The sequence below is a fragment of the Actinobacillus minor NM305 genome (assembly GCF_000175195.1).
Taxonomy (GTDB): domain Bacteria; phylum Pseudomonadota; class Gammaproteobacteria; order Enterobacterales; family Pasteurellaceae; genus Haemophilus_A; species Haemophilus_A minor.
Genome location: NZ_ACQL01000106.1, coordinates 16,462 through 29,093, shown reverse-complemented (window position 1 = coordinate 29,093; position 12,632 = coordinate 16,462). Strand labels below are relative to the sequence as shown.

8 protein-coding genes are annotated in these 12,632 nt (G+C 37.4%); 4 read left to right on the top strand and 4 right to left on the bottom strand.

Annotation, left to right across the window (positions count from 1 at the left end; translation table 11 throughout):
- Positions 1–23 precede the first annotated feature (23 nt).
- Positions 24–854 carry a CYTH domain-containing protein gene (locus AM305_RS07985; protein ID WP_005824791.1) on the bottom strand — a complete coding sequence of 277 codons (831 nt, stop codon included), beginning with the start codon at positions 852–854 and terminating at the stop codon, positions 24–26.
- Positions 855–925: 71 nt separating this feature from the next.
- Here AM305_RS07985 and AM305_RS07980 point away from each other — a divergent pair, with 71 nt between their 5' ends.
- The 4 genes from AM305_RS07980 to AM305_RS07965 are packed head-to-tail and all read left to right on the top strand — an operon-like array spanning position 926 to position 6,712.
- Positions 926–2,335, top strand: a complete 1,410-nt coding sequence (locus AM305_RS07980) for a YcjX family GTP-binding protein (RefSeq protein ID WP_005824789.1) — start codon at positions 926–928, stop codon at positions 2,333–2,335.
- A gap of 33 nt (positions 2,336–2,368) precedes the next feature.
- Positions 2,369–2,851: an SsrA-binding protein SmpB gene (gene smpB / locus AM305_RS07975; protein WP_193594285.1), complete on the top strand. Its 483-nt coding sequence runs from the start codon at positions 2,369–2,371 to the stop codon at positions 2,849–2,851.
- Positions 2,852–2,891: 40 nt separating this feature from the next.
- Positions 2,892–4,199: a serine--tRNA ligase gene (serS, locus tag AM305_RS07970; protein ID WP_005824786.1), complete on the top strand. Its 1,308-nt coding sequence runs from the start codon at positions 2,892–2,894 to the stop codon at positions 4,197–4,199.
- 59 nt (positions 4,200–4,258) lie between these two features.
- Positions 4,259–6,712, top strand: a complete 2,454-nt coding sequence (locus AM305_RS07965) for a dynamin family protein (protein WP_005824784.1) — start codon at positions 4,259–4,261, stop codon at positions 6,710–6,712.
- 155 nt (positions 6,713–6,867) lie between these two features.
- Here the strand turns inward: AM305_RS07965 and gyrB are convergent, their stop codons facing one another.
- The 3 genes from gyrB to treC all read right to left on the bottom strand — a co-directional run bounded on the left by gyrB (position 6,868) and on the right by treC (position 12,584).
- Positions 6,868–9,297 (bottom strand): DNA topoisomerase (ATP-hydrolyzing) subunit B, encoded by a 2,430-nt coding sequence (gene gyrB / locus AM305_RS07960; RefSeq protein WP_005824783.1) that lies wholly within the window; start codon positions 9,295–9,297, stop codon positions 6,868–6,870.
- Between the two features lie 160 nt (positions 9,298–9,457).
- The gene (gene purB / locus AM305_RS07955; protein WP_005824781.1) at positions 9,458–10,828 is read right to left on the bottom strand and encodes an adenylosuccinate lyase; all 1,371 of its coding nucleotides are present in this window, start codon (positions 10,826–10,828) and stop codon (positions 9,458–9,460) included.
- A gap of 130 nt (positions 10,829–10,958) precedes the next feature.
- Entirely contained in the window at positions 10,959–12,584 is a 1,626-nt protein-coding gene (treC, locus tag AM305_RS07950) for an alpha,alpha-phosphotrehalase (protein ID WP_005824780.1), read from the bottom strand.
- Positions 12,585–12,632: the final 48 nt, after the last annotated feature.

The following is a 12,632-nucleotide window of genomic DNA, read 5'->3' as shown; positions in this document are numbered from 1 at the left end:
GAATCACATGATTCCCTAATTTTTTATACCGATGCCAGTAACTGCGCTAAGTTATATTCAAGATACTCTGCACTTTTCAAATAATACTGTAAAGTTTCTTTATCTCTATGTGGGAATAATGGGAACACCTGAAAAAATTGTTCAACCATTTGCGGATCATGGACTTCACGTAAATAATCAGCTAATTTCTGTTCTAAGATATAGCCCTTTTCTTTACTTAGCGCTTGTTCAACTTCTGCTCTAAAACGCTCCGTATGCCCAACCAAATAACCTCGCTGCGCTTTACTCAAACTACTCAGCCACATGCCATCTCGTTTAGGCATTTGCACTAATAATGAAAAAATATCATTTAAATTACCTTCCAATAATTCAAACTCTAACTCGCAAATAGGGGCCGAACCGATCTCGTTTTTAATTTCGCCTTGATCAAGAGCTACTTCAATTTTGGTATTTTGATATTGGATAAGCCACTTGTGGCGAATAAAGTCAGTACTGAATTTTGCAACTAGCTGTTCTGAGATTTGCTCTGCTTCCGGAATTTGCAAATTAAAATGCGAATTTAACCGCTTGAAGTCTGGATCTTTAGACTCCAAAGGAAGATTATATTCAGGGCGAACATGCAGACCACCAATGATTTCCCCTTTCATTTTTAAGGTCATTTCATAATTGCCATTATAAGTCCGCACGCGAAATCCCATCTGATTTTTGGCAAAATACTGTTCAGCGGTATCAAAATACGTATTCCCAAGCGAGTTGGTTTGAATCTCAATCACATTTTGTTGCGCTAACCAATTTTTTATTGGTGTTATATTTTCAGGTAAGAGCATGATCTTTAATTCAATTTCATTTTGCATAGAATTCCCATTTTTTGATAAACGCATTTTTGGTATGATGATAACGTTATTTTAGCAAGAAAAATTTATCCATGTTTAATAAAATTCAACATAAGCTTCACAACTTCGTGCAACGTGGCTTAGATAATCATTTAAGACTCGCTGTAACCGGTCTAAGTCGAAGTGGCAAAACTGCTTTCATCACGAGTTTAGTCGATCAACTGTTACATATCTCAAAAAGTGAGAATCCACATCTTCCTCTTTTTGCTCCTGCTCGGCAGCAACAAATTATTTCCGTTAAACGTGTAGAACAAGGTGATTTAACCATTCCTCGTTTTGAATATGATAAAAATCGTCAGTGTTTTGAAGCCAATCCACCAAGTTGGTGTCCATCAACAACGGGGATCAGCGAAATTCGCTTGGAGATTCGTTTCCAGCGTAAAGAAGGTCTGTTAAAACATCTCAAAGAAACCGGTGTACTTTACCTCGATATTTTTGATTACCCTGGCGAATGGTTATTAGATTTACCGTTACTTACCCAATCTTTTAAAGAGTGGTCAGAAGCTCAAAAGCAAGTTCATCACGGTAAACGTGCAGAACTTGCGGAAGAATGGCTACAAGCGGTCAAAAATTTAGATTTATTTGCAAAAACAGATGAAAATCAACTTGCCGAATTAAGTGAAAAATACACCGCTTTCTTGTTAGCTTGTAAGTCTCAGGGAATGCAATATATCCAACCCGGTCGCTTTGTGTTGCCAAATGAAAATAGCAAAGGTGCTCCCGTATTTCAATTTTTCCCACTCCTAAATTTATCTGAACAAGAGTGGCAAAAATTAGAAACAAGTGATGAGAACAGTACGTTTAAGACGTTAAAAAAACGCTATCAACACTATCAACAAAAAATTGTAAAACCGTTTTATGAAAACTATTTTTCACAATTTGACCGCCAAGTGATTTTAGCGGATTGCCTCACACCTCTTAATCATGGCTATGATGAATTTTTAGAAATGAAAATTGGGTTGCAACAACTCTTTAAACACTTTCATTACGGAAATCGAACGTTATTCCATCGCTTGTTTTCATCCAACATCGATAAGCTTCTGTTTGCGGCAACCAAAGCCGATCATGTTACACGAGATCAGCTTCCCAATTTAGAGAGCTTAATGCGCCAGCTTGTACAAGAAGGTGGGCGACATGCAGAATTTAAAGATATTGAAATTGCTTATCAAGCCATTTCAAGCGTGAAAACAACCGATTCAGTTATCGTTACCCAACAAGGAAAACAAATTAAAGCCATTCGGGGCATTCGTTCAAACGATAAAAAACTGATAACCATGCATGCAGGTACTGTGCCAAGCCGTTTACCCGAAGCAAATTATTGGCAATTTAATACCTTTGAATTTGATCAATTTGCTCCAAAACAAATCGCTTTTGATGAGGCTATTCCCCATCTTCGAATGGACGCTGTATTGCAGTTTCTATTGGCGGATATGTTAGATTAAGGTAGAATTCCATTTATTTTTTTAGAAAAATTCATTATGAGTAAAAAACCAAAAGTCGCTTCAAATACAATTGCATTAAATAAACGGGCTAGACACGAATACTTTATTGAAGAAGAGGTTGAAGCAGGATTAGAATTGCAAGGTTGGGAAGTAAAATCGCTACGTGCAGGTAAAGCTAACATCGGCGATAGTTATGTTACTTTTAGAGATGGACAAGCCTTCTTATTTGGTGCAACCATTACCCCGCTTAATGTGGCTTCAACACATATTGTGGCAGACCCAACTCGCACACGAAAACTTTTACTGAACCGCCGAGAGCTTGATTCACTTTTCGGAAAAGTTAATCGAGATGGCATGACTGTTGTGGCATTATCCCTTTACTGGAAAGCCGCTTGGGCAAAAGTGAAAATCGGTGTCGCAAAAGGGAAAAAATTACACGATAAACGTGAAGATATTAAAGATAGAGAATGGCAACTTGCTAAACAACGCATCATGAAAAATGCCAATCGTGGTTAAGAAATATTTTTATTAAAGTAAAGAGACTTAGGGACAACATATGATCGACCAAAACTTACTTCGTACAAATTTAGATGAAATCGCTCAAACACTTAAAATTAAGCGTAACTTTACGTTAGATGTTGAGCGAATCAAATCATTAGAAGAGCAACGTAAAACACTTCAGGTTAAAACAGAAACCTTGCAAGCTGAACGTAATGCCCGTTCAAAAAACATTGGTGCAGCAAAAGCTCGCGGCGAAGATATTTCCGTATTACTTGCTGAAGTTGATAATATGGGCAATGAACTAACCGAGGCGAAAAATGCTTTAGATCAAGTTCAAGCAGAAATCCGTGATATTCTTCTTGCTGTGCCTAACTTACCGGCGGAAGAGGTGCCTTTAGGTAAAGACGATAGTGAAAATTTAGAAGTGGCTCGCTGGGGGGAACCTCGTCAATTTGATTTTGAAGTGAAAGATCATGTGACTTTAGGCGAAAACCTAGGTGGCTTAGACTTCGCCGCAGGCGTAAAATTAACGGCAAGCCGCTTTGTTGTGATGAAAGGTAAACTTGCTCGCTTACATCGTGCGCTTTCTCAATTTATGTTAGATTTACATACCGAACAACACGGCTATGTTGAGACAAACGTACCATTTTTAGTAAATCACGACACCCTATTTGGAACAGGTCAATTACCAAAATTCGGCGAGGATTTATTCCATACTCAGCCATTAACAGGACAAGATCCGAACGAAACACAGCGTCCTTTCAGTTTAATTCCAACCGCAGAAGTGCCGGTAACCAACTTAGTGCGTGATGAAATCATTGATGAAGAAACATTACCGTTAAGATATACCGCTCATACGCCATGTTTCCGTTCTGAAGCCGGTTCATACGGACGTGACACTCGTGGTTTAATTCGTATGCACCAGTTTGAAAAAGTGGAAATGGTGCAAATTGTTGCCCCTGAAAAATCAATGGAAGCCCTTGAAGAATTAACCGGACACGCTGAAAAAGTATTACAACTCTTAAATCTACCGTATCGTAAAGTATTACTTTGCACCGGAGATATGGGATTTGGTTCAGCCAAAACTTACGATTTGGAAGTATGGCTACCAGCACAAAATACTTACCGTGAAATCTCGTCTTGCTCAAATATGTGGGATTTCCAAGCTCGCCGTATGTCAGCTCGTTGTAAAGCGAAAAATGATAAGAAAACTCGTTTAGTGCATACATTAAATGGTTCTGGCTTAGCCGTAGGACGTACTTTAGTGGCCGTGTTAGAAAACTATCAAAATGCGGATGGTTCTATTACAATCCCTGAAGTATTACGTCCGTATATGGGTGGGCAAGAAGTGATTAAAGGTTAAATAATATTATAAAGCAATCGCTTATGTGATTGCTTTTCTTATATATTAAGGAATGCAAAATGGAAAATCAAACACAAGAAAAATTAGAAATAATCAATAAAGCAACGGAATTAAACCAATTTATTAAATCGATTATCAATGATAATAAAGAGCTTAATTTTATTGATATAACAAAAATCCAAAAAATAGCAAATTTAAATGAAACATTATTAAATAAATTAACAAAAGATGAGCTAGAAATCGCTATTATCGGCTTAGAAAAAGCAGGAAAGTCAACTTTTGCCAATGCTTTAATTGAAAGTAACATATTCCCATCAGCTGCAGAACGTTGTACATATACAATTACCCGTCTTACTTACGGTGAGGATAGAGCTATTGTAACATTCTATACCGAAGAAGAATTTAATGAACGATTTATTGATTTACTCAATACTATCAAGTATCCAAATATTGATAAAAATACCTTAAAAACCTTAAAAATAGAAGACTTTACCCATTATTTTAATTCCTTAGAAGAAAACCAACCTGAGTTATATAATACTCATAAGGGCAAAGCTGAAATAGAAATTAAAGATATCCTTTTAAATAAGGATAAATTGTTATTAGATAAACCGCAAAAAGTATTTTTAGGTGATGAAATTCTATCTCAAGAATTTAAAAGTTATATTACCGGGAATAATGATGATAGAAGCAAACCTTATAGCGTAAAAAGTATCGATATTCAATCCTCAAAATTAAGTCAATTAAAAAATGCTGTTATCTATGATGTACCTGGCTTTGATTCAACAACCCAATTACATACAGAACAAACAACTGAACGACTAAAATCAGCTGATGTAATTATTTTAATTACAAATGTTGGACAAAACCCTAATATACAAGGTACTGTACTTAATATTTTAAAAGAACAAGTTGATGAAGATGGATTAAAATTAAAAGAAAAACTATTTATTTTTGGTAACAAAAAAGATACTGCGAATACTTTAGAACAGGCCAATAATAATCATCAAATATTATTAAAAGATGTTATTAATCTCGGTATAGGTACAGAGTCTACCGTCTGCACAGGTTCAGCGTTAAAATATTTATCTTTGAAAAATATTGCAGAAGATAAGTATAAAAATAACTTTGACATTGAAGATAATATTCATGCATTTAGAGAGCTAATCATAAAATATCATCAGACTGATCGATTCAATCTTGTTAAAATGAAGTTGAAAAATGTAAAACAAGATTTTATTAAAGAAATTCAAGTGCAACTCCATAATCATCAACTAGAAAGTATGCCATCATCTGAAGAAGATGCTAAACATTATATTTTTACTAAAGCTAGCACTGAGCTTCAAAGTAAATTTAAAAAGGCTATTAGCAACATTAGAACCCAATTAAAAGCTGAAATTATTGGTTTTGATAATAAACCAAACAGAACGCTTACCGAAAAACTACAAAATAGATTTGATGAGAAGTCAAACTTCCCACAAATTACTGAAAGTAATCTTGATGAGATCATTAGAGAAACAGATAAAAGCGTATCATTAGAGCTTAATGAAGCAACAAATCCTTATCTAAGAAATAAAATTTCAACACAAATTAGACAAAATATTTCTGATGTAATTCGAGACTTCTTCGAACAAAATGGTAAAGAAAAAGAAGCTCAAATTATTGAGAATTTACTGAATGAACTGAATCCTGAAAGAAACATAGCTGTTAGAAATGAACTCATTCAATTTATTCAGAATGTTAGAACAGAAAATATCTATAGTCATGAAAAATATGAATATCTGTTTGAACGTTTCGCTCGAAATCTATTTGATATTTTCAATTATAGCCTAGGCTCTAATGCAAGAACGCAGAAATTTAATAACGCCAAAAAAGACTTTATTTATCTTGATGCTTATTACTGTGAAGATAAAGATGAAGACTTTAAGCTAATTTCTTTATTACTAACCCAGAAGAGTGAAGATGAAAGTACAATAGAACTCATCCTAACAAAAATATACCAAACTATTGGTGATTGGATTAAAAATGATACATTTTATATAGATAAAGCAAAAGAGACTATCGGTGTTTTAAAAAACTTCTTTGCAAAAGGATCAGATTCAGAGAAGAAAGAAGAATCGATTATTACAACTAAAAAACTATTTGATTTAGTAGATGCTAAAGATATTGTCAAACACGCTAACAAAAGTGCAACAAAAACAGAAATTCTACATGAAATCAATACTGACATTACCAATATTAAAGATATTATCCGCAATGCTGTCATTAAGGCTATGGATATAGAAACTGTATTTTTTAACAGTTTCGATAAGCAATTATCAACTCTGCAAGAAGCTACTGAGATAGATAATTGCCAATATAATAGATATCAGGCATTAATAAACAGAGTTATTAGTATTAATTACTCTCACGAACTATCTAATATTGCCAAAGCTATCGAACAAAACCATAAGAAACGTGAATTCTTGTCAAAACTAAGAGAATTTGTTAGTCGAGCAACCACAATTTGTTGATGTGAGTAATGGAGGTAAAAAGAGGTATAGTAGACACAAATGTATTACTCACTTTTTTGCCTACTTTACCTCTTATTTTGAGTAGAATACGTATAAAAGTAAAAAAGAGTTAATAAGGATCTATAAAAAATCATTATCAACTCTTTCATCTACTCTTAAATATCTAACTGCGCATATAACGCATTGCTTTCGATGAAGTCACGGCGAGGTTCAACTTCATCGCCCATTAAGGTGCTAAACAATTTATCTGCAGCAATGGCATCGGTAATGTTCACTTGCAACATTTTGCGAGCAACCGGATCCATCGTAGTTTCCCATAATTGCTCTGGATTCATCTCACCTAACCCTTTATAGCGTTGGATAGTTAAACCTTTACGAGATTCTTTCACTAGCCAATCTAATGCTTCCGCAAAACTGCTTATCGCTTGGCGGCGTTCGCCTCGCACCACATAAGCACTTGGCGATAATAAATCGTTAAGTTCATGACCTAATGCGGTAATACGTCCATATTCATTACTTGTCATAAAGTTAAAGTCTAAGCGATAAGTCGTATCCATACCGTGAGTTGTCACAATAATTTCAGGCTCATAAATTTGGCGCTCTTCATTAAAGAAAACGCCGGCACGATAGAAACTTCCACCCGTTTCTTTTGCCATCAATTGTGTCATCAATTGCTCATTCCAAGCGGTTACTTTTGCTTGATCTTTTGCCAATTCCGTTGAAAGTGCCGGTGTATAAATCAACTCATTTAATATGGATGCTGGATAACGGCGAACTAAACGTTCAAATAATTTTTGTACGTCATTATATTGCGTAATTAAGCTTTCTAGCGCAACGCCACTTAATGCCGGAGCATCTTCGCTCACAAATAAGCCGGCACCTTCCAATGCAATATCAATTTCATATTGAGACATTTCATCGTTATCTTGAATATAACGCTCTTGCTTGCCTTTCTTCACTTTGTAAAGCGGTGGCTGTGCAATATAAATGTAACCGTTTTCAATCAATTCCGGCATTTGGCGATAGAAGAAGGTTAATAAAAGCGTACGAATATGCGCGCCATCAACGTCCGCATCGGTCATAATAATGATTTTGTGATAACGTAATTTTTCAATGTTGTAGTCATCACGTCCAATCCCCGTTCCTAACGCAGTAATTAGAGTTGCCACTTCTTGTGAAGAAAGCATTTTATCGAAACGAGCTTTTTCTACATTTAGAATTTTACCTTTTAACGGTAAAATTGCTTGGTTTTTACGATCACGACCTTGTTTTGCCGAACCGCCCGCAGAGTCCCCCTCCACTAAGTAAAGCTCAGAAAGTGCAGGGTCTTTTTCCTGGCAATCTGCTAATTTACCCGGTAAACCGCCTAAATCTAACGCACCTTTACGGCGAGTCATCTCACGAGCTTTACGCGCTGCTTCACGCGCTCGAGCCGCATCAATAATTTTGCTAACGATATTTTTTGCATCATCCGGATTTTCAGCAAGGTATTCCGCTAATGCTTCATTCATTGAACTTTCTACTGCACCACGCACTTCTGATGAAACGAGTTTATCTTTAGTTTGCGATGAGAATTTTGGATCTGGTACTTTAACTGAAATAACAGCAACTAAGCCCTCACGAGCATCATCACCTGAAGCATCGATATTAGCATCTGCTTTTTTCAGTACACCACTGTTATCCATATAGTTTTTTAACGCACGAGTTAATGCTGCTCGGAAACCTGCTAAGTGCGTACCACCATCTCGTTGTGGAATGTTATTGGTAAAACAGTACACATTTTCGTTATAGCTATCATTCCATTGTAATGAGACCTCAACACCAATACCGTCTTTCTCGGTTGAAAGATAGAAAGGCATGTTGTGGATATGTGTTTTACCTTCGTTTAGATATTCCACGTAGGCTTTAATACCACCTTCGTATTTGAAATGCTCTTCTTTACCATCACGTTCATCAACTAAACGGATTGATACACCTGAATTTAAGAATGAAAGCTCACGTAAACGTTTTGAAAGAATTTTGTATTCAAATTCCGTTTTGTTTTTGAAAATATCTAAACTTGGCCAAAAACGAACCATGGTTCCTGTTTTATCGGTGTTTCCGATTACCGTCAATGGTGCATTAGGTTCACCAAGGCTATAAAATTGTTCATGAACATGCCCTTCACGGCGAATCGTTAATTGAAGTTTAGAAGAAAGGGCGTTTACTACCGATACCCCTACACCGTGCAAACCGCCCGATACTTTATAAGAGTTATCGTCAAATTTCCCACCTGCGTGAAGTACGGTCATAATTACTTCGGCTGCCGAAACACCTTCTTCCGGGTGAATTCCTACCGGAATACCACGACCATCATCTTGTACTGAAACGGAATTATCGGAATGAATAGTTACCACAATATCTTGGCAATAGCCGGCTAATGCTTCATCAATCGCATTATCTACGACCTCAAATACCATGTGGTGTAACCCCGTGCCATCGTCTGTATCGCCGATATACATCCCCGGACGTTTACGTACAGCATCTAAGCCTCTTAAAACTTTAATACTTGAAGAATCATAGCTTTGTTGGTTTTGTTCAGACATTCCTAATCCCTAAAATTTATAAAACGGATAACGGTAAACAGGCAAAAAAACCTGACCGAAAAATTATGCAGATTATAACAGAAAATCCATCGAAAAGCGAAAAATAGACAAAAAACAACCGCTTGCCATCAATGACAAGCGGTTGTTTTTGATATCAAATTTACAGTTTTTCCACTAACTCAACAGCATAACCGATATAAGTTGCCGGTGTCATCTGTTTTAAGCGATCTTTCTCTGCTTGTGGCAATGCCAATCCATCAATAAATTGACGCATCGCTTCGCCATCTACACGTTTGCCACGGGTTAGCTCTTTAAGTTTTTCATACGGTTTTTCAATACCGTAACGGCGCATTACCGTTTGAATTGGCTCTGCTAATACTTCCCAGTTTTGATCCAATTCATCTCGCAAGTGTTGTTCATTCACTTCTAACTTGCTAATTCCTTTTAAAGTAGCTGCATAAGCGATTAACGCATAACCCAAACCTACACCCAAATTCCGCAATACGGTTGAGTCGGTCAAATCACGCTGCCAACGAGAAATTGGTAATTTTTGCCCTAAGTGGTTCATGATCGCATTCGCTAAACCTAAGTTACCTTCTGAGTTTTCAAAGTCAATTGGATTAACTTTATGTGGCATCGTAGAAGACCCAATTTCACCTGCAATGGTACGTTGTTTAAAGTGATTTAACGCAATATAGCCCCACATATCACGGTCGAAATCAATCACAATCGTATTAAAGCGAGCGACACAATCAAAAAATTCCGCAATGTAATCGTGCGGTTCAATTTGAGTGGTGTATGGGTTCCAAGTTACGCCTAAAGATTGCGTAATAAATTCTTGGCTGAAAGTGTGCCAATCTACATCAGGATAAGCTGATAAATGAGCATTGTAGTTCCCCACTGCCCCATTGATCTTCGCTAAAATCTCTAAGTTTTCTAACTGTTTATATTGACGTTTCAAACGATATGCCACGTTTGCCATCTCTTTACCAATAGTGGTTGGGCTTGCCGGCTGACCGTGCGTACGAGAAAGAAGCGGAATATTTTTGTAACGATGAGCCAATTCCACAACAGCATCAATCACTTTTTTCCATTCAGGTAATAAAACTTCTTCACGAGCCGTTTTGAGCATCAAGGCGTGAGAAGTGTTGTTAATGTCTTCAGAAGTACAAGCAAAGTGAATAAACTCATTGATTTTTTGCAGTTCAGGCAAGGCTTCACATTTCTCTTTTAAGAAATACTCAACCGCTTTCACATCGTGATTTGTGGTGCGTTCAATCGTTTTAATACGGTTCGCATCTTCAATGGAAAAATTTTCAACAATGCTGTTTAGGTAATCGTTTGCTTTTTCAGAAAAAGCAGGAACTTCGTTAATTTGTGCGTGAGCTGCCAATTTTTGTAACCAGCGCACTTCGACTGTTACACGAAATTTAAGTAAGCCAAATTCACTAAAAATAGGGCGAAGTGCAGCCGCTTTATCTTGATAACGACCATCAATTGGGGATAACGCTGTTAAAGCCGTCAGTTCCATTCAGATTTCTCCGTAAAATAATTAAAAAAACTGGGCAAGAATATAGCATTTTTCCCAAGAAATTTCATTAGTTAGTTGAGATATTGTCAATTTACTTATAAAAAAAGACCGCCGAAGCGATCTTTTTTCATTAACTAAGCAAATACACCGCCTGATAAGGCTCCAGCTCAATGCCATTTTCAACTTGGGCGAGATTTTGGTAATTGTTTAACAAAATCTGACCGCTTGTTTCTAACCTAACCACTTGTTTTTCTGCACTTAAATTTGCCATCACCGTCAATTTTTCCGTTGCGTTAGTGCGTTGATACGCCCAAACAGACGGGTGTTGTGGCAGTAAATCTTGGTAATCGCCATCAGTGAGCACCGCTAATTTTTTGCGTAAGGCAATTAACGCTTGGTAGGTGTAAAACACGGAATTTTTGTCCGCAAGTGCTTGTTCTACGTTGATTTCATTGTAATTGCGTGCCACATCAATCCACGGTGTGCCGGTTGAGAAACCGGCATTTTTCGAGCTATCCCACTGCACCGGTGTGCGAGAGTTATCACGGGATTTTTGTGCGAGGATCTTGATAATCAGCTCATCACTCACGCCCTTTTCTTTCAGCTCCGTATAGGCATTTAAGCTTTCTACATCACGATATTCTTCAATGGTAGCAAAATTCGGGTTGGTCATTCCGATTTCTTCCCCTTGATAAATATAAGGCGTGCCTTGCATTCCGTGTAGCAACATCGCTAACATTTTTGCCGAGGTGGTGTGGAGTTCGCCTTCATCGCCAAAGCGTGACACAATACGCGGTTGGTCGTGGTTGCACCAAAACAACGCATTCCACGCTTTGCCGTGCATTCCCTGTTGCCAGTAGTTGAAGATCGATTTCAATTCCACATAATCAGGTTTGGCGTACGTCCATTTTTCACCGTTCGGGTAATCCACTTTTAAATGGTGGAAGTTGAAGGTCATCGACAATTCCGAACCGTTCAAATTGGCGTATTGTTGGCAATGTTCCAATTTAGTGGACGACATTTCGCCTACGGTCATTAAGCCGTATGGCGTTAAAGCGTTTTGGTTAAGCATTTGTAAATATTGATGAATTTTCGGGCCGTCCGTATAAAAACGGCGTCCATCGCCTTCAAAATCATCTTCAAATTGTTCAGGTTTGGAAATCAAATTCACCACGTCCAAACGCAAGCCATCAATGCCTTTTTCCGCCCAGAATTTGCAAATATCAAATAATTCTGACCGCAGTTTTGGGTTTTCCCAGTTTAAATCCGCTTGTTCAGGGGCGAATAGGTGCAGGTAATATTTTTGCGCCTTGTCCGACCATTTCCACGCCGAACCGCCAAATTTGGATTTCCAGTTGGTCGGTTGCTCTTTCCAAATATAATAATCGTGATATTCGCTGTTTGGATCTTCGCCTTGTTTGAACCATTCGTGGAAGGTGGAGCTGTGGTTGAACACCATATCCATCACGATACGAATATTGCGTTTGTGTGCCTCGGCAATCAGTTGCTCAAAATCCGCCATCGTGCCGTAACTTGGGTCGATATTGCGGTAATCGGCAATGTCGTAGCCGTTGTCGATTTGTGGCGAAACATACATCGGCGTAATCCAAATGCCGTCAATGCCAAGGGTTTGTAAATAATCAAGGCGTTTGATAATCCCTTGAATATCGCCCGTGCCGTTCCCTGTCGCATCTTGGAATGATTTTGGGTAGATTTGGTAAATTACCCCGTTTTGCCACCAGTTTTTGTTGTTCATTTTTATTTTCCTAACATTATATGCGGTTGGATTTTGAAAAATTTTTGC